At 62.4% G+C, this 18,544-nt stretch carries 12 protein-coding genes; 6 read left to right on the top strand and 6 right to left on the bottom strand.

From position 1 onward, the window contains the following. Positions 1-51 precede the first annotated feature (51 nt). Genes Q7S20_12680 through Q7S20_12670 form a run of 3 tightly spaced genes read right to left on the bottom strand, consistent with a single transcriptional unit; the run spans position 52 to position 5,610 of the window. On the bottom strand, positions 52-2,832 hold the full coding sequence (locus tag Q7S20_12680; protein MDO8502689.1) for a hypothetical protein: 2,781 nt from the start codon (positions 2,830-2,832) through the stop codon (positions 52-54). A 33-nt stretch (positions 2,833-2,865) separates the two neighbouring features. Next, positions 2,866-5,037: a cytochrome b/b6 domain-containing protein gene (locus Q7S20_12675; protein MDO8502688.1), complete on the bottom strand. Its 2,172-nt coding sequence runs from the start codon at positions 5,035-5,037 to the stop codon at positions 2,866-2,868. A gap of 33 nt (positions 5,038-5,070) precedes the next feature. Continuing rightward, positions 5,071-5,610, bottom strand: coding sequence for a multiheme c-type cytochrome (locus Q7S20_12670; protein ID MDO8502687.1), 540 nt, complete (start codon positions 5,608-5,610; stop codon positions 5,071-5,073). A 395-nt stretch (positions 5,611-6,005) separates the two neighbouring features. Here Q7S20_12670 and Q7S20_12665 point away from each other — a divergent pair, with 395 nt between their 5' ends. Both Q7S20_12665 and Q7S20_12660 read left to right on the top strand, forming a co-directional pair. Next, positions 6,006-6,851 carry a DmsE family decaheme c-type cytochrome gene (locus Q7S20_12665; GenBank protein ID MDO8502686.1) on the top strand — a complete coding sequence of 282 codons (846 nt, stop codon included), beginning with the start codon at positions 6,006-6,008 and terminating at the stop codon, positions 6,849-6,851. Between the two features lie 16 nt (positions 6,852-6,867). Then, entirely contained in the window at positions 6,868-9,204 is a 2,337-nt protein-coding gene (locus Q7S20_12660) for an MtrB/PioB family outer membrane beta-barrel protein (protein ID MDO8502685.1), read from the top strand. Positions 9,205-9,327: 123 nt separating this feature from the next. Here Q7S20_12660 and Q7S20_12655 read toward each other — a convergent pair whose 3' ends face one another. Both Q7S20_12655 and Q7S20_12650 read right to left on the bottom strand, forming a co-directional pair. Beyond that, positions 9,328-9,795 carry a hypothetical protein gene (locus Q7S20_12655; protein ID MDO8502684.1) on the bottom strand — a complete coding sequence of 156 codons (468 nt, stop codon included), beginning with the start codon at positions 9,793-9,795 and terminating at the stop codon, positions 9,328-9,330. A 52-nt stretch (positions 9,796-9,847) separates the two neighbouring features. Next, positions 9,848-11,263 (bottom strand): NapC/NirT family cytochrome c, encoded by a 1,416-nt coding sequence (locus Q7S20_12650; protein ID MDO8502683.1) that lies wholly within the window; start codon positions 11,261-11,263, stop codon positions 9,848-9,850. 368 nt (positions 11,264-11,631) lie between these two features. Here Q7S20_12650 and Q7S20_12645 point away from each other — a divergent pair, with 368 nt between their 5' ends. From Q7S20_12645 to Q7S20_12635, 3 genes are read left to right on the top strand one after another with little or no spacing between them, the layout of a single operon-like run. Further along, positions 11,632-12,909, top strand: coding sequence for a cysteine desulfurase-like protein (locus Q7S20_12645; protein MDO8502682.1), 1,278 nt, complete (start codon positions 11,632-11,634; stop codon positions 12,907-12,909). Between the two features lie 59 nt (positions 12,910-12,968). After that, positions 12,969-13,352 (top strand): DUF302 domain-containing protein, encoded by a 384-nt coding sequence (locus Q7S20_12640; GenBank protein ID MDO8502681.1) that lies wholly within the window; start codon positions 12,969-12,971, stop codon positions 13,350-13,352. After that, positions 13,349-14,743 carry a tryptophanase gene (locus Q7S20_12635; protein ID MDO8502680.1) on the top strand — a complete coding sequence of 465 codons (1,395 nt, stop codon included), beginning with the start codon at positions 13,349-13,351 and terminating at the stop codon, positions 14,741-14,743. The genes Q7S20_12640 and Q7S20_12635 overlap by 4 nt, the downstream gene beginning before the upstream one ends. Here Q7S20_12635 and Q7S20_12630 read toward each other — a convergent pair. Next, positions 14,700-17,159, bottom strand: coding sequence for a prolyl oligopeptidase family serine peptidase (locus tag Q7S20_12630; protein ID MDO8502679.1), 2,460 nt, complete (start codon positions 17,157-17,159; stop codon positions 14,700-14,702). The two genes, Q7S20_12635 and Q7S20_12630, sit on opposite strands and share 44 nt — an antisense overlap. Positions 17,160-17,358: 199 nt before the next feature. On the opposite strand from Q7S20_12630, the gene Q7S20_12625 reads away from it, so the two are divergent. Beyond that, positions 17,359-18,507 carry a serine/threonine-protein kinase gene (locus Q7S20_12625; GenBank protein MDO8502678.1) on the top strand — a complete coding sequence of 383 codons (1,149 nt, stop codon included), beginning with the start codon at positions 17,359-17,361 and terminating at the stop codon, positions 18,505-18,507. Positions 18,508-18,544: the final 37 nt, after the last annotated feature.

Raw genomic sequence — 18,544 nt, 5'->3', positions numbered from 1 at the left:
GGGGCAAATCACCGTGACCGCAGGAGGGGCGCGTCTCTAACCGTGAACGCATCATGCGTACGAGAACAGCATCGCATAGACAATCCACAGCACCATCATGAATCCGACGGCGAGCGCCGTCCACGCGAATGCGCGAATCGTCCTGATCACGATCGGCTGATAGGGTACGACGAGGTGTTTCTCCAGTTCGCCATTCGCGACCAGTTCCTCGTACTCGGCGGGCTTGTCGTGCATCAGCTCTTCAACGGTCATGCGACCGGTGAAGACCACGATGTCCATCGGGAACTTCTCAGGACGCAGGTGCGTGTTGAAGAAGTGAATCGTGAAAATGAACCCGGTCGCGAGCAACGCCTCGTCGCTGTGGATGATGGTCGCCACGTTGACGAACCAGCCGGGCAGGAACCACGCGAAGAACGTCGGGAACCACAGCGACAATCCGGTCGTGCCGATCACCGCGATGCCCCAGAACACCGCGAAGTAGTCGAATTTTTCCCAGTAGGTCCAGCGGCCATAGTGCGGACGCTTGCCGAGTCCGAGGAACCACTTGATGGACCCCACGAAGTCCGCGAGGTCTTTGGGCCCGAACATCATCGACTTCGGCCCGAAGAGCAGATCCTTCCACGGGGTTTTTTCGCGGCGTTTGCCGCGTATCACATCGACGATGTGCGCGATGAACACACCGACCATCGCCACCGCCGCCGTGCGGTGGATGTAGCCGGCCGTCTCGAATCCACCGAGCAGGTGTGAGAGCACCGACGCCCACTTGGTGTACGCGAACTTCAGCGTCATTCCGGTGAGGGCGAGGCTGATGAAGCTGACGATCATGGTCACGTGCAGCGCGCGATTCAGCCGCGAGAACCTTTCGTACTCGAGTTCCCCCTCGACCGCGGCCGGATGCCTGCCGAACTCGCGGCGCATCTTCAGCGCACGCGGCAGCCAGAGCAGCGTATGTGCTCCGGCAACGGTGAAGGTCACGACCAGCAGGCTGGTCATTGCCCAGAAGACCCAGAAGAGCACGGGGTACTTGCCGGGGTCGTGGTGGGTCGCGTGCGTCAGGTACCCCGCGAAGCGCCGCGTGGCGCCCGCATGGCACTTCTTGCACGTGGCCACCACGTTGCCGCGACTCAGGTGAGATCGCGCATCGGTGACCGGCAGGATGTCGTGCGAACCGTGGCAGTCGTAACACTGCGCCGTCTTGGTGTACCCGAGACGCGAGACCTTGCCGTGATAGGTCTCGAAATACGTTTTGGCAATCGCTTCGTGGCAGTTGCCGCACTGATTCATGATGCGGAGCTTGAAGCCCGCCGCGTCGGTGCGGCTGATGGTGTGGGCGGTGTGGCAGTCATCGCACACGGGCAGCTTCTGGCCGGTCTTCGTGACGCTCGCCGAGTGCACACTGCGCTCGAACTGCTTTTCAATGCCGGCGTGACAGGCTCCGCACGTCGCGGGGAGGTTCTTGCGGTTGACGCTCGACTGCGTGCTATCGCGCGGGAGCACGCTGTGCGCGGTGTGGCAACTCGTGCACGTGGCGGTGACGACGAGCCCGCTCTCGATTAGTCCCTTGCCGTGGATGCTCTCGGTGTACCGCTCCACGATCTCGGTTTCGGTGCCGGTGTAGCGAAGGGCGGCCTTTTGCCCGGTGCGGTGGCACTGTGCGCACAACGTGGGGACACGTGTCGGGAACGACGCCGACCTCGGATCGCGTTTGCCGAGCACTCCGTGCGTGCCGTGGCACTGCTTGCAGGTCGGTGCGTTGTTGTCGCGCTTCGCCTCCAGCTGGCCGTGCGTGCTCTTCTGGTACTGCGTTCCGATCTCGGCGTGACACGATGCACAATTCACTTTCTGTGTCAGCGTCTCACACGGGCGCATGCGCGAGGGGGTGACGCCGGTGTGGCACTGGCTGCAGGCTTGCTTGACGTGGATCGAGCCGGCCATTGCAATGCTATCGACGTAGAGCGACCGTCCGTCCCTGGACGCCTTGATGTCACGTCGTTCGTGGCAGCGCAGGCAATCGCGATCCGCCATTCCCTGGTCGTAGAAGACCTTGCGGACCTTGTGTGGTTCGTGGCAGTCGACGCAGGCGGGGAGGACGTGCGCCTCCTTTTCCCACAGCTGGCCCTGGATGACTTTGCGGTGGACCGCCTCGATTTGCGCGTGGCACTGCGAGCAAGTCGCCGCGATGTTCGCGCGCGCGATCGACGACCTGGGGTCGGTGTGCGGGAGTATCGAGTGCGCGGTGTGGCAGGACACGCACGTCGCCGCCACCACCAGCCCCTTATTCATGAGTGCATCGCCGTGCATGCTCTCCGAATAGTTGCTCACGATGTTGGACTGGTGGATCTCGCGCTGCTTCTGAACCGGCGTGCCTTCGGAGTGGCACTTGCCGCACAGATACGGAATGCGGGCGGGTTGCACCGGAGAGCGCGGATCTTTTCCCGCTACGATCTGGTGGCTGCCGTGGCAGTCGATGCAATGCGGCGCCAACTGGTCGCCGCGGGCGATCGCCCTGCCATGGAGCGACGCGGTGTGCTGCCGTTGCTCGTCCGCGTGGCAGCTGCCGCATGCGGCCGGCTTGAGCGTCTCGTCGTGCGGGAGTTCCTTGCCCTTCAGGTCCGCGTGGCAGTCGATGCAGGATTTCTTCCCATGGATCGTAGCTTCGAACCTGGCCTGGTCCACGTACAACGAAACCGTCCTGCCGCCACGCTTCTTGGTGAGAGCCTTGTCGGTATGGCACGTGAAGCAGTCATCATTCGCCTGCGCGGCGGCGCTCCCGGGGTGACCAAGCAGGAGCGCCAGCGCGAAGGCGGGAATGACCAACTTCAGCGTTGTCATGTCACGGTTCCAGATTGACACGTGGCTGAACGGTCACGCCGAACGATCGTCCGGATCGTCATCCCCGGCGTTCGCGCGCGCAGCATCGTTTTCTTTCAGCCGCTCCAGTTCGAGCGGATGTTCCTCGTGCATCTCCCGTTCCGTCAGCGTTCCCTTCCACCACGCCAGGTTCATCGGGTACACATCGGGGTTGAAAACCACGAAGTACATGTGCCACACGATGATCGCGAGCGTCGCGAGCCAGGCCTCGTAGTAGTGGATTGTGCGCGCGACGTCCCATCCAAGCTTCGTGAGCAAGCCGATGAAGGTGTTGTCGAACCAGAGGATCGCCCCGGTGGCTCCCATGAGAATGGTGCCCCACACGAGAGCCCAGTACTCGGTCTTTTCGATGTAGCTGAAGCGCCCGAATCGCGCTCGGACCGTCGACATGCCAAGGTTGAAACGCATCACGGTGAACGCGTCGCGGAAATCCTGGCGCGTCGGCAGCAGGTCGCGCAGCAGCTGCTTTCCGCGCGGGACGAAGAACAGATAGTAGCAGTGATAGATGCTCACGAGGACCATCACCACGCCGGCGATGCGATGCACGATGCTCCGGACGGAGAATATCGACGGGCTGACGCGCTGCAGCGGCGCCACCCACCATGCCTCGGGGAACTTCAACGCGAACCCCGTGATGACGAGCGTGATGAAACTCACCAGCAGTATCCCGTGTTGTAGTCGTTCGCCGAGTGACATGCGGAGATACAGCGCATGTCCCACGCGCTCCTCTTCGGCCAGGCCGCGGCGCACCATCAGTAGTCGCTTTGACTTCTTGACAAAGTCGAGGGCGTTGTGCACGAGCATGCCGCCGACGATCACGACGATGAGAATGATGTATGCCGTCGCGACCCAGTAGAGAAGCGGCTCCTTTTGCGCGGTCAGCGAGATGTGCACGGAGCCAATCGCGAATCGCTCGTTGGCACCCGGGTGGCACCTGCCGCACGTGACGGCGAGATTCGCCTTGTTGACGCTCGACGTCGGATCGCTCGACGGCTTGATGTCGTGGGCGCTGTGGCAGCTGGCACAGTTGGCGACCGCGACGGACCCACCGCGGCTCGCCAGCCCGTGATAGCTGTCGGTGAACGTACGAAACCGGTCGCTATTGAGCCCGTACTTGGCCGACAGCAGGACCGACGCATGACAGGGCGAGCAGACCTGCGCGGAGACATTTTTCGCCGCGACGCGGGACCGGGGATCGGACGGGCCAAGAATCGTGTGCTCGCCGTGGCACGTCGTACAGACGGGGGCGTCGGAATTGCCCTTCGCCACCGCCACGCCGTGGACGCTCTGCCCGAACGTTTTCGCGATGTCGGCGTGGCACTGCGCGCACGTCGCCGGAATGTTGGCTCGGTTGACGAACGAGCCGGGGTCGGTGCCCTTCTTCATGTCGTGGCTGCCGTGGCAGCTCACGCAGTTCGCGGCCCTGGCATTGCCTTTTTGCAGCGCGGCGCCATGCACGCTGTTGTCGTAGGCGCCAATGAACCCCGCCGTCGGCGATGTCCGCGCCCGCACATCGGGATTGTCGAGATGACACGACAGGCAGAGCTGCTCCTGGGCCCGTTTGACCGAGAGCGAATCGGCCGTGCCAGCGACGAAGGCGATCGCGCCGCGATGGCACGTCAGGCAGTTTGGCGCGCCTTTGACACTTGCCGCGAGCGCCTTGCCGTGCGCGGATACTGGAAAGTGCTGCGCTTCGAGCTCGTGGCACGATCCGCACGATTCGGTGAGACGCCCCGCGGAGAACTTCGAGCCGGCCATCTTGAGTGACTCGACGTCGTGCGTGCCGTGGCAATCCTTGCACGCCACGCCCGGTTCCTGGTGGCTGCTGACGGCCTTCGCGAGCTCCGGGTGAAACGGATGCCTGGACACCGCGCCGGCGTGGCAACGCACGCACGCGACCGGCTCAATCCTGGCTTTGTGCGGCAGGTCGTCCGGGTTGAACCCCGTATGACAAGCGACGCACGCGAGGCGCGCGTGCGTCGACTTGTTGAGAACCGCTTCGTCGGTATGAAGCGAGATCGTCTTCTTGCCGGGGCCTTCTTTGGAAAGGGCTGAATCGCTGTGACAGGTGAGGCAATCGGCTCTCGTCTGTGCGAGAGCCGACGTTGCACTCAGTTGAAAGAGGCCTCCAGCGAACAACGCAAGAACAAATACGCGTTGCTTCATATGCAGGCTGCTCTCTCAACTGAGCGGTGGACCTTACGGACTCGTCAGTACAGGATGCTTGATCTTCGCCCAGCGCTCTTCGAATTTGAACTCCTTCGCCGTCGGGCTCTTCTCGTTGTGACATGTGCGGCACTGCTTTTCGATCGCCGCTTTGTCCTTGTACTCCTTCATCCCGGCCGCGACGGCCTTGCCCTTGGCCTTCATCACAGTCAGGCTCTTGTAATCCGAACCGGGACCGTGGCACGTTTCGCACTGCACGCCGTCCTTGATGTCCGCCTTGGCATCGCCGACGATGGCGTGGCACTTGAGGCACGCTGGTGCTTCAGCGGCGGGCGTCGTGATCCCTTTTGCCTTGGCGATGTCGTTCGCCGCCTCCGTCGTCAGCGTCGTATATGCTTTCGCGTGCTTCGACTTTTGCCAGACGCCGAGCTGGTTCCCCTTCTTTTCGGCCTTGTGGCACAGGCCGCATGCTTTGGCGCCAACATATGTGTGGCCCCCCGCCTGTGCTCCGGCCATGTTCGCCGTGGAGACCACACTCGCCGCCAGCGCGAGAAGTGAAAGTGTGCGCTTCATGAATTGCTCCCCTTGTCGGCCTTGTGGTGAAGGTGAAATTGAACTCACGCCGAAGATGAGTTTCGCCTGTCTTAATCTACGTGTGCGTGCGGGGGACCCGCTGTCCGTGAATGCCTGACAAACGGCGACCAGAATGCCTGACAAACGGCGATCAGAATGCCCGACAGGCGGCGAATACCTACGACTACCATTATTAGTGGTGCCGTTGTGTCACGGCGGCGTGAGGATTCGCGGGCGGGTTGATGTAGCGGCTCATTCTGGTTGGCGCATCTCAGGAGGGTGCCATGACATTTAGTACGGGTCGGAGTAGTGGAATTCGCTCAATGGGGCCAACGTTTTGGCTCGTATGCAGCGTGCTGATGTGGGCGGTGGCGTTCGCACGGGCGGGAGCGCAGGTGCCTGAGCCTCCGGCTTCGGCAGCCGGCGCGACGATTGTCGGCACGGAAGCCTGCCTGGAGTGTCACGATGACAAGATGGCAAGCTTCCGCAAGACCCTTCATAGCAAGGCCGCCGACCCCAGGACACCGGCCGCGGGGCAGGGCTGCGAGTCCTGTCACGGCCCGGGCAGCAAACACGCCGATGATCCGGAGAAGTTCAAGCCGCGCCAGTTCAACAAGATCAGCGCCGACGAGGCGTCGGCGGTGTGCACGACCTGTCACGCGTCAGGCGAGCACGCCCTCTGGGCGGGCAGCAAGCACGAAGCCCGCCGCGTGTCCTGCACGGCGTGCCATAGCGTGCACAACTCGAAGGGCGCGAAGCTGATGAAGACGGAGACGCAGCCGAAGCTTTGCGCAACCTGCCACCAGAACATCGTCAGCAAGCTGAACCGGTTCAACCACATGCCGGTTCGCGAAGACAAGCTGGTGTGCTCGTCGTGCCACAACACGCACGGCTCGGCCAACGTGAAGATGCTGAAGACCGGCACCACGATTGATCAGGCCTGCGCGAGCTGTCACACCGAAAAGCGCGGACCGACCCTCTGGGAACACGCGCCGGTCAGCAACTCCTGCGTGACCTGCCACGATCCGCACGGATCGAGCAACGAACGCATGCTCGTGTCGAAAGTGCCCTTCCTCTGCCAGCGTTGCCACGTCACCTCGCGACACCCACCAACGGTGTACGACGGGTTCGTCATCAAGACCTCGTCGAACGCCAACAAGATCACGGGCCGTGGATGCGTGATCTGCCACTCGCAGATCCATGGATCCAATTCGCCCAATGGCAAGGCTTTACTACGCTAACTGGAGGGAGACTACGATGGGCAACAGACTAATGCTTTCGACCGCGGCGCTCGTGCTCGCCTTCACAGGCGTGGCGCGCGCACAGCAAACCGCCGCAGCTCCGGACACGGCTCCGGCGATCTCCGGATGGTTCGATCTCGGGTATCGCGGCTCGTCCGTTGACGGCGACAAAGCTCGATGGGAGCGTTACCGCGATTTGCGGGACGGCCTCCTGACTAGAATGGATGCCGGCAAGGAGAACGAGAAGTCCGCGCTCCGGTTCAGCGCCGCGAACATCGGCTACCACGATCAGCAATACGTGGCCGACTACAACAACTACGGCAAGTTGAAGGTGACGGCGATGTGGAATTCGACTCCACTGAACTACGGCTACAACACGCTGACGCCGTGGAAGGACCAGGGCGGCAACGTCTGGACGTTGGACGCGGCGGCGCGCACTCAGGTGCAGAACAAGGCGGCCGGCGTGCTCGGCATCGGCACCAACGCGGCGGCCTACAACCAGGCCTCGATCTACCGCGGCCTCGCCACCGTGTTCCCGATGCAGTCGCGTCGCGACGTCATGAGCATCGGGATGAAGTACCGGCTGACCGATGTGGCGGGCCTGAACCTGGCGTTCAGCTCCACGAAGAAGAGCGGCAACCAGCCCTACGGCGCGTCGTTCGCATTCAACGACGGCAACGAACTGCCGATGACGCTCGACAACCGGACGAACGACCTGACGGCCGGGTTCGAATGGGCCAGGGCCAGCACCGGCATGCTCCGCGTGGCGTGGGATGGCTCCTGGTTCAAGAACCAGTTCCAGTCACTCACGTGGGACAACCCGCTGCGGGCCACCAACTTCACCAACGGTAAGCTGCCCCCACTCGGTCCGTACGACCCGAGTGGCTACAGTAACGGCAACGGCCCGGCTTTCGGCCGGCTGGCGCTGCCGCCGAGCAACAGCCTCAACACATTGAGCGCCATCGGCCTCTTCAAGATGCCGGGCCACAGCACCCTCAACGGGCAGCTGTCGCTGACGACGATGAAGCAGAACGAGGAGCTGATTCCGTGGACGACGAACCCCATGATCGCGAACGCCGCGGTGTACGCGGTGTTCCCGGCCCTCAAGTCGCTGGAGCGCTCGACCGCGGAAGCGGAAGTCCGCGGCATTAACGCCCTGCTCAACTACACCACGCGGCCGAACGATTACTTCGCGTTCGACATGCGGTATCGCTACAACGATCACCAGAACCTGACGCCGCACTTCGACGCGGTGGAGTACGTGCGCTTCGACGCGGTCCCGGAGGAAACGGGCACCGAGACGGAGCACTTCAACATCCGCCGGAACACGTTCGAGACGGGCGCCACGTTCACGATGCTGCGTAACGCGGCGATCAAGCTGGGCTACATTCTCGACGACGTGAAGCGCGACGGCCGGGCGTTCAGCGACATGACCGACTACACGTTCCGCGTGTCAGTGGACACCTATGGGAATCAGTACGCGATGCTCCGCGGCCTCTACGAGAACACCCGCCGCGTCGGCAACGGGTTCTCCGAAGAGAGGATCGAAGAGGGCGGCGCGCAACCGGGCCTCCGCTTCTACGACGAGGCCGATAGCGACCGCAACAAGGGCACACTGATTCTGTCCGTGACGCCGAACGAAAAGATGGAACTCGGCTTCTCGCTGGCGGCCGGCAAGGATGTCTACAAGGGCGAAGGCCACGACTTCGGCCTGCTGGACAACACCAACTCGGCGTACAGCGTCACGCTCGCGTTCTATCCCACCGACGCGATCAACATCGGCGGCAACTTCGGCTACGAGAAGTTCAGCTCGATGCAAAAGGCGCGCAACGCCAACCCGTTCTCGGGCGTGGCGGGAAGGTATGAGAGCTGGCTGGATCCGAACCGCGACTGGAACCTCGACAACGACGAGAAGGTCAAAAACGCCGGCCTCTATCTCGACCTGATCAAGGCGATGCCGAACACCGACATCCGATTCAGCTACGACTACAGCGACTCGGACAACGCGTTCATCCACAGCGGGCCGCGCATCCAGGCCCTGTCGACCAACACGGCGCTCACGGCCGGCGACAGCAAGCCATGCGCGGCGGGTCTCACGTCCTGCTTCGAAGCGCTGCCGCATGTGACCAACACGTGGCATCAGATGAAGGTGGATGTGAAGCGCATGTTCCGACCGAAGGTGGGCGTGGGCGTGGGCTATTGGTACGAGAAATTCGATATCACCGACTTCGCCACGAGGGACCTGGCGGATGGCACGCCGCGCATTGATCCGCTCGGCGCGATCACGACGGGCTACGGCAACCGCCCGTATAAAGGCCAGACCGGCACGGTGCGGTTGATCTTCATGTTCTAGCGTGAGTTTCCCGCAATAGCGGTTGACTCGGTGGAATATGCGGCGCCAGCGGGGTGGTTTCCCCTCTGGCGCCGTGTGGTGTCGGGGGTACGCGAGTCGGTATATACAACTCGCGCCCCTGTGTCACTGCTTTTTCGCGGGTGGCGGAGGTGGGGCCTTCCTGGCGCCGGAATGAATGTCGAGGATCTCGGCCTGCGACATGGCGGCCGAAGAATCCGCCGCCCCCGGATTCAGCGCGCGTATGCGCGCGAGCGTGCTGTCGGCAAGCTTCGCGTTCTTTGTCACGTCGGCGACCATGAGAATGCCGAGGAGCGGTGCCGGCTCGGTCGGGGCCAGCTGCGCTGAGCGGCGGTATTGCACGAGCGCTCGGTCATAAGCCTTCGCCCTGAACAGGATGTTGCCGCTATCGAGGGCCGTCTTTGCCTCGTCCCCCATCGCCCCTGGGGTGGCCGCGTCGCTCGCGCCCATGCTCCCGGGTTGTGCCTGACCGAGTGGTGTTTTCGGCGGCTCGCCATTGCTCCCGCTACAGCCCCAGATCGTGACCGCGGCGGCGAAGCAGAAGCCGAGGCGTGACACTGCAAAACTCCTCATACTGAAGTCTCCATAATTACGTGTGTGGTGTGGTGCTCGAGGATGGCTCGGTTCAGTGCTGGATCATGTCCTTCAGAATCTTCGGGTCGGCCTCATCCTCTGCCAGCACCGAATGGCAGAGCGCGCAGTCCTGGGAGATCGCGCGGCCATCGGAGGTCTTGTGCTCGTCGTCGTGACACCTGAAGCAGCCGGTCGCCGCGGTGTGGCCGAGGAAGCTCGGGTAGGCGCCCCACGCGATCCTCATGCTGGGCCAGACATTGGAATTGTAGATGCCCTGCGCGCTCTTCACCGTCGCGGCGATGGACTGGGCCTTCGTCTTAGCCAAGTCGGGATATGAGGCCGAGTAGAAGCCCTGAACAGCTTGGCGGATTTTCTCGCTGGCCTCTTCCCGGGTAGCGTAGGTGGCCTCGAGTGCCTTCACTGCCTCGCGGCGAATGAAGGGCAGGGTGCGGTCGATGCGGCCATCAAGGAGGGCGGCGTTGACCTCCTCATCCGGCAGTCGGTAGATGTGCGAGGGTCGGTTGTGGCAATCGACACATTCCATGTTCCGCACGGCTTTCGCAGGCGTTGCGAGCGCAGTGGAAGCCTTGTAGACCCGGTGGGTGCCGTCGGGCAGGATCAGGTCCACATCGCCGATGGTTTCGCGCTTCTCGTCGGACACATAGCTCACGCGGACACCGGGGTCGACGTGCCAGTGAATGCCCCGGGAGGTGGACCCCATGGTTCCGCCCACGTGGACCAGGAGGGCAGTCTTCTTCTCGGTGTTCTGCTCGTCCTCGTCGAATTTGGTGATGACCTTCAGGCGGTCGCCGACGAACTTGGTGGGCCAGTGGCACTGTTCGCAGGTCTCCCGCGCCGGGCGCAGATCGTGGACGGGAGTAGGAATGGGTCGTTCGTAGAGCTTGAACACGACCGACACCAGCTGCCAGGAGCCGGAGAGTTTCGACTTCACGAACCAGCTCGCGCCCGACCCGATGTGGCATTCCACGCACTTCACGCGGGCGTGCGGGGAGCGCTGGTAGCTGGTGTACTCCGGCGTCATCACGCTATGGCAGGCGGCGCCGCAGAATTTCGTGGATCCCATCACTTCTACGCCCTTGTAGGTGGCGGTGGCGATGATGACCACGTTGATGACCGTGAGCGCCGCAAAAAAAAGCACGGTCTTGCGAACCCGGACCACGTTCAGGTCGATGACCGGGAAGTTTTCGGGCGCTGGCTCTTCACCCTTCTCGGCCGCGAGCTTGGCCTTTCGCCCGGCGCGCCAGATCCCGAAGGGGATGAGGAGCAGGCCGCCCACAAAGAAGGCGGGGACGATCAGGAAGGCCATGATACCGACGTAGGGCCCGCCGCTGAAGCCCACCAACTCGATGGCGAACAGCGTCAGGAAGATGATCGCGCTGATGGTGGTGACCACCACGCCCGCCAGGCTGATGGGATTCCGCGAGATCTTCGCAAACAGGTTCTTCATCAAGGAAACCTCCATAGGTTCGTGTTTCAACACAGATCAGCTTAGGGCAATCCGCCGCGACAAGATAACTGGGTCATTGCGATGGCGGACCGGCACAAGAGCCCCTAACCAAAACGTCGTTCCGGGATTGGACGGTACTTGGTCACAACCAGGCTGGCAATAGGTCAATCGTCTGGACAGGGGCTTGCCTGAGAGCAAAATGAAATCCAGGGGCCGGGCTTCTTGTCGGACATCTGCCTGCTCTCCGCAGGTTTTGCCCCTACGGCTGCTGACAGTCGTCATGCATGACACTTGGTTGCGCGTTGCCGGTGGTGCAGAACCGAAGCGGCGTCTGCAAATTGATGAATCATGTTTGATCCAGAGAGAGGATGACTGACACGCACCATCAAGATTGCGCACGCGTTGCGACCACCGCCGAGATCCGAGCCCATTTCCCCGCGCTTGAGCGCGCGCACAAGGGTCAGCCTGTCGCCTATTTCGATGGGCCCGGCGGTACTCAGGTGCCTCGATGTGTCGGCGAAGCGATGGTGGATTACCTCTATCACCACAACGCCAACACCGACTGGGCGTACCCGACGAGCGCCGAAACAGACGCGGCGCTGACGTCTGCCCGCCAGGCTTTCGCTGATTTTGTGAACGCGTCGCCTGACGAAATCGTCTTCGGCGCGAACATGACAACGCTCACCTTTCATCTCTCGAGAGCGCTCGGTCGCGGACTCTCCCCAGGGGATGAAATCATCGTCACCGAACTCGACCACCATGCGAACATTGACCCGTGGCGAGAGCTGGCCCGGGACCGTGACCTTCGCTTGCGCACGGTGAGGATGATACCAGAGACCGGCCAGCTCGACTGGGATGATTTCAACCGCCGCATCAACGGCAGGACAAAGCTGGTCGCCGTGGGCGCGGCTTCGAACGCGCTCGGCACTATCAGCGATGTGCGCGCCGCCGCGGAGATGGCGCATCGGGCTGGCGCGTTGATTTTCGTGGATGCGGTTCACTACGCTCCACACTCGCTTCCCGACGTTCGCGCGTTTGACTGCGATTTCCTCGCCTGCTCGGCATACAAATTCAACGGGCCGCACGTCGGTATCCTATACGGCAGACATGATCTGCTTCAGTCGCTCGACTTCCCCAGGCTGCGGCCCGCGCATGACACTGCCCCGGAGAGGGGAGAAACAGGGACGCTCAACCATGAGGGGATCGTAGGCGCCGCCGCGGCGGTGGACTTCTTCGCATCCTTGAACAACTCCGGCGAGACGAGACGCCAGCGTCTGAAAGCGACGTTCGATGAAGTTCACGCACGCGGCGCCATCCTGATCAGGACACTCTGGGAAAAGCTCTCCGCCATCGATGGCGTGAGTCTCTACGGTTCACCACCGGGGCTGCCGCGCACGCCGACAATCGCATTCACCATCGATGGGATGAATTCCCGCGAGGTGGCGCGCCTGCTGGCAGATCGCGGTGTGTTCGTCTCACACGGTGACTTCTATGCGAGTACTGTTGTCGAGCGACTGGGGTTTTCCGAAGCGGGACTGGTGCGTGCAGGCTGCGCGATCTACACGACGACAGAGGAAGTCTTGTGCCTCGTCGAGGGCGTTCGGTCGATCAGCCATTCGGCGGCAGCGTCTCGGCCTGCAACTTGATGATCTCCTCTCGCGCTGCGACGGCATAATGCGCCAACCACAAACATCGAGGTGATGTCATGTATTACCTGATTGAAACGAACAAATCATTCACCCAGGCGTCCGCAGACCTTGAATCAGCGGTCATGCGCCACGGCTTCGGGGTTCTATATGTCCACGACCTGGGGGCCACCCTTCGCAATAAAGGCATTGCCTTTGATGAGGAGTGCAAGGTTTTTGAAGTCTGCAATCCGGGGCAGGCTGCAAAGGTCTTGTCCATCGATATGCGCCTGAACATGGCGTTACCGTGCCGCATCTCGGTGTTTACGGAGAAAGGCAAGACGAAGATCGGCCTGATCAAGCCAACGCAAATGCTTTCGGCGCTATCTCAGGATGCATCCTTGGCTCGGGTTGCCGAGGAGGTTGAGGACAAGACTATCCAGATGGTTGACGAGGCGAAATGAGCATGAAGTTCCAGACCATCATCGAGCCGTTTCGAATCAAGACCGTCGAGCCGATAAGACAGACGACGGAGGATGAGCGGCGGGCCGCCATCGAGGCCGCGCACAACAACGTCTTTCTACTGAAGTCCCGCGACGTGCTGATAGATCTGCTCACCGACTCCGGAACGGGCGCGATGTCCGTCTTCCAATGGTCCGGAATGATGAAGGGAGACGAATCGTACGCCGGCGCGCGGTCGTTCGACGTGTTCGAGAAATCGGTGCGCGACATAACGGGATTCACTCATGTGATGCCGACGCACCAGGGGCGGGCGGCGGAGCACATTCTCTTCCGCGCACTCGTCCGGCCGGGAGACATCGTCCCCAACAACACCCACTTCGACACGACGCGCGCCAACGTCGAGGACGTGGGGGGAATCGCCCTCGACCTGCCGATTGAGGAGGGAAGGCAGGCCGAGTCGACGCATCCGTTCAAGGGGAACATGGACGTAGCTGCGCTGGAAGAGACGCTCGAGCGGCACGGCGACAAGGTTCCGGTGGTGATGCTGACGGTCACGAACAACTCCGAGGGCGGACAGCCGGTGAGTCTCGCAAACGTCCGCGAAGTGAGCGCGCTCTGCAGACGCTACGGAGTTCCGCTCTTCATAGACGCGTGCCGATTCGCCGAGAATTCGTGGTTCATCAAGACCCGCGAGGCGTCGGTATCGGATCGCTCAGCGCGGTCGATCGCTCAGGAGATGTTCAGTCTCGCGGACGGATGCACGATGAGCGCGAAGAAGGACGGAATGGCGAACATCGGCGGCTTCCTCGCGATGAACGACGGGTCGCTCGCGCTCAAGTGCCGCACGCGTCTCATTCTGACGGAGGGGTTCCCCACCTACGGCGGTCTCGCGGGCTACGATCTCGAGGCGATCGCCGTGGGACTCAACGAGGCGCTCGACGAGGACTATCTCCGGTATCGCATTCGCTCCATCGAATACCTCGGCGAGAAACTGCTGGCCGCCGGCGTGCCGATAGTAACGCCGACCGGCGGGCATGCGATTTATCTCGACGCGAAGCGGATGCTGCCGCACATACCTCAGAGCGAATATCCGGCGTGGGCGCTGTCGCTCGTGCTCTACATTGAGGGAGGAATTCGCGCCGCCGAGATAGGATCGGTGATGTTCGGCCGCAGGCCCGATGGGAGCGAGCGTCCGGCGGATCTCGAGCTTGTGCGTCTCGCGTTTCCGCGGCGCGTGTACACCCAGAGTCACGTGGATTACGTAGCCGAGGTGGTGCAGCACGTCAATGGTCTGGCGGCGCGCATCCGTGGAGTGCGAATCGTGGAAGCTCCGCCCGTTCTTCGCCACTTCAGCGCGCACATGGCTCCCGCGCATGGGCGGCTCGTGGTGTGAAGGCCATCACCCTTCCTCGAGCCGTCGGCGCCGAGCCGTCCGGTATGCTGCCCGGCAGCTTCTTTGCCTCTCCCGCTTTCTGTTGCTCCGCCTCGTCCTCGAGCGTCTTCAGTACGTCGCGCCAGGCGAACTTTTTCCCCATGCCGCGTACCCAGTAGTCCATCCACGCCATCTCTGCGGTCGACTTGAGGAACTGGTTGCGCGGATCGGGAATGCCGTGAGTCGAGCCGGGGTAGACGTAGAACTCCGTCGGTACGCCGAGCTGCTTGAGCGCCATGTGCAGCTCCTCCGACTGCGGCCGCGGCACGCGCGGATCACCCTCCACGACGTGAATCATCGTCGGCGTCTTGGCATTTTTGATGTACTTGATCGGCGACTGGTTCCAGTAAGCGTCGAAGTCCTCGTACGGAAGCTTGTTGCCGAGGTAGAATTGGCGGTTCCGCTGCACATCGCTCTCGGCGTACATCGAGATCCAGTTCGTCGTTCCCGCTCCCGTGCTGATCGCCTTGAAGCGATTGGTGTGGGTAAGGATCCAGTTCGACCAGTGCCCGCCGGCGCTCCAGCCAAGCACGCCCATCTTCGTGCTGTCGGCGATTCCCTGTGCGATCAGATAGTCGACACCGGTCATGATGTCCTGGTAGCCAGGATCGAAATAGTTGCCGACGATGCCGGTCTTGTGCGTGAAACCGTAGTTGGTCGAGCCGCGATAGTTGGGCATCAGAACCGCGTAGCCGGCGCTGGCATAAGCCTGCGATCCGTAACCGCCGTTGAAGCCGAGCACATCCGCACCAGCGGGCCCGCCATGGATGGCGACGATGAGCGGGTAGCGCGTTCCCTTTTGATAGCCGATTGGCTTGAGAAGAATTCCGCCGACCTTCCATCCGTCCTTCGACGTCCAGCTGATCTCCTCTTCCTCGCCGAGAGCGAAGGTGCGAACCTGCGGGTTCGCATCGGTCAGCTGCCGCCACGCCGCGCGGTTCGCCATCTGATCGACTGATGCGACGGTGTACAGCGTGCTGGGCGCGGTGGGGTCGCTGTACGAGATGATGATGCGCTTCGAGTCGTCGTCGCGGTCGACGCTCAACGATGCCTTCTCGCTCGTGATCTGGCGCACCGTTCCCTTCGTGACGTCCAGCGCGAGGACCTGGCGAGTGGCGCGGATTCCTTCATTGAAGTAGATGGTCTTGCCGTCGGACGACCAGAAGCCAACCGAGACATCGCCGTCGAAATCACTGCCGAGTTTGCGCCACTGCCCGCCGCGGTCGCTCGTGCGACGGAGATAAACGCGCTTGTTGGTCATGCTGTACTGCGTGAGATCGTCGGGAGCGGAGAAGGCGATCCACTGACCGTCCGGTGAGAAGCTCGGGCTGTCTTCGGGAACTTCGTTGTTGTTCGTGAGACGCTCGATGTGTCCGCTTGCCACATCGAGAAGAAAAAGATCGCCGTTGATGTTCTGTTCGGTGACATTCCTCTTGTAGCGGTTGGACGAGATGGCACGGAAACCGACCCATTCCCCGTCGTCGGAGATCGTGAAGCTGTTGACGGTGATGGTAGTGTCGCGCGTCAGGCGTGTGGTCTTCACGGGATCCAGATCGAGCGCCCAGAGGCTGGAGGTCGGCAGCTCGGCATTTCGAATGCTGACCGTGAACTTCTTCTCACGGCGCAGCTTTTCGTCCTGGTCAGCGGTGTCGGCGGTGGCGAGATAGATTCGCCGGCTGCTGGGAGCCCATTGCCAGATGCCGACTCCCGCTGGCTGCTTCGTGAGCTGCTCCGCCTTCGCCGAGTCGATACCGGCGACTGGCATTCGATAAAGCTGCTCCTCGCCAGCCTTGCCGCTGCGATACGCGAGCCATTTTCCGTCCTTGCTGAACGCGAAGTTCGACACGCCCTCTTTTGCGTCTGTGATCTTTCGTGCCTCGCCACCGTCCGGGCGCATGAGGTAGAGCTGATTCTGCGAACCTCCGGCACCGCCGGTCACGCCGCCCGTGCCTCCGCCGGTTCCTCCGCCAGCGGCCACGCCGGCTTGGGCATCGCGATTGGAGGCGAAGACGAAGAACGAGCCGTCGCGCGACCAGGTCGGCTGCACCTCGTTCTTCTCTCGTGTGAACGTCAGCTGCTTCGCCGACTTGAAACCCTTGTCGGTGGAAACGAGGTAGATGTCGGTCTGCCGTCGCGCCTCCTTCCAATCCATCACCGAGATCGTGTAGAGCATCCACTTCCCATCGAGGGTGGGTGTCGGCGAGCCGATTAGCCGAAGCTGCTGTTGATCCAGGAACGTCCACGGCCGCCTGGCGACGGCTGTGGTATTCGGCATCTGAGCGAGTGAGCGCGAAGCAACGGTCGCGCAGAGAACCATGAGCGCGATGGTGACAGGTGCCCAGATGGGACGAGCCGGACGAGTGTCAAACATGAGCATGGGATGCGCTCGAGCGGAGAGGGTATGTGGTGCGGAGCCCGTGAAGGTCCAGTTCTTCAACGTTATGCGTTGCGAGCGTCGTGTCCAGTTGGCCGCAGCCCCGACCCCTACCGCCTCGCACTCCCTCCGGCTGCTTTCGGGATAGCTGCCGCCGGCCACATATTCTCGCGTCCGCTTCTTCCGAGGAACTGTGGACGCATTGGCGCAGCTCAAAGCTTCGCTTTCCGAACGCTACGACATCGAGCGTGAGATTGGGGCCGGCGGGATGGCCACCGTCTACCTCGCGCGTGACCTTCGCCACGACCGACACGTCGCCCTCAAGCTGCTCAACCCCGAGCTCGGCGCGGTGCTCGGCGTAGAACGATTCCTCGCCGAGATAAAGGTTACGGCGAATCTCCAGCATCCCAATCTCCTTCCGCTCTTCGATTCGGGCACGGCGGATGGGCTGCTGTTCTACGTCATGCCGTTTGTCGAGGGCGAGTCCCTGCGTGCCCGGCTCACGCGTGAGAAGCAGCTCCCGATTGATGAGGCGGTGAGAATCGCAGTCGCCATCGCCAACGCGCTCGATTACGCGCACTCGCACGGCGTCATCCACCGTGATCTCAAACCGGAGAACATTCTCCTTCAGGCGGGACAGCCCGTGATCGCCGATTTCGGTATCGCCCTCGCAGTCAGCAAGGCGGGCGGCAATCGCATCACGCAAACCGGCCTTTCGCTGGGCACGCCGCAGTACATGAGCCCCGAGCAAGCCACGGGTGACCGCGTGATCGACGGCCGCAGCGATATCTACTCTCTCGGCGCTGTGACCTACGAGATGCTCACCGGCGAGGCGCCGCACACGGGGACCACGGCGCAAGCGATCATCGCCCGTGTGCTGATAGACAAGCCGCGCTCGATGCGTAGCACGCGCCCCGCAATTCCGGAGCACGTCGAGGCAGCTGTACAACATGCGCTGGAAAAGCTTCCCGCCGATCGGTTCTCGACCGCACACGAATTCGCCGAAGCGTTGCTGGGCCGCGGCGCACTTGGCACAGCGGGATTGTTCTCCGCTGGCGGCGGCGGTGAACCGGCGTGGTCCGCAGACGGCACTCGGATTTTCTATCGGTTCGGAGATGTCATCATGTCGGCGAAGCTGGCCACCACGCCCAGCCTGCGTGTGCTCTCTCGCGACACGGCAGTGACGCAGGCCGGCTCGATGGCGACCGGGGGCCCGGTCAGCAATTACGACGTCGCGAAGGACGGCCGATTCCTCGGGCTCGTTTCCAACAAGGACGATTATCAGTTGATCGTCGTGCCCAATTGGCTACCGGAGCTCGAGCAGCGACTCGCCGGGAGCACGAGACGATAACGTGGCGGAGAGCCGTGCGCCTTCGGCCGTCCTCGCT

It is taken from the genome of Gemmatimonadaceae bacterium, assembly GCA_030647905.1.
GTDB lineage: Bacteria > Gemmatimonadota > Gemmatimonadetes > Gemmatimonadales > Gemmatimonadaceae > UBA4720.
This window is presented reverse-complemented; position numbering and strand designations above follow the sequence as displayed.

Excerpts from the sequence above, each read along its gene's own strand:
- Q7S20_12680 (MDO8502689.1), bottom strand. The coding sequence starts at position 2,832 with ATGACAACGCTGAAGTTGGTCATTCCCGCCTTCGCGCTGGCGCTCCTG.
- Q7S20_12675 (MDO8502688.1), bottom strand. The coding sequence starts at position 5,037 with ATGAAGCAACGCGTATTTGTTCTTGCGTTGTTCGCTGGAGGCCTCTTT.
- Q7S20_12670 (MDO8502687.1), bottom strand. The coding sequence starts at position 5,610 with ATGAAGCGCACACTTTCACTTCTCGCGCTGGCGGCGAGTGTGGTCTCC.
- Q7S20_12660 (MDO8502685.1), top strand. The coding sequence starts at position 6,868 with ATGGGCAACAGACTAATGCTTTCGACCGCGGCGCTCGTGCTCGCCTTC.
- Q7S20_12655 (MDO8502684.1), bottom strand. The coding sequence starts at position 9,795 with ATGAGGAGTTTTGCAGTGTCACGCCTCGGCTTCTGCTTCGCCGCCGCG.
- Q7S20_12650 (MDO8502683.1), bottom strand. The coding sequence starts at position 11,263 with ATGAAGAACCTGTTTGCGAAGATCTCGCGGAATCCCATCAGCCTGGCG.
- Q7S20_12645 (MDO8502682.1), top strand. The coding sequence starts at position 11,632 with ATGACTGACACGCACCATCAAGATTGCGCACGCGTTGCGACCACCGCC.
- Q7S20_12640 (MDO8502681.1), top strand. The coding sequence starts at position 12,969 with ATGTATTACCTGATTGAAACGAACAAATCATTCACCCAGGCGTCCGCA.
- Q7S20_12635 (MDO8502680.1), top strand. The coding sequence starts at position 13,349 with ATGAGCATGAAGTTCCAGACCATCATCGAGCCGTTTCGAATCAAGACC.
- Q7S20_12630 (MDO8502679.1), bottom strand. The coding sequence starts at position 17,159 with ATGCTCATGTTTGACACTCGTCCGGCTCGTCCCATCTGGGCACCTGTC.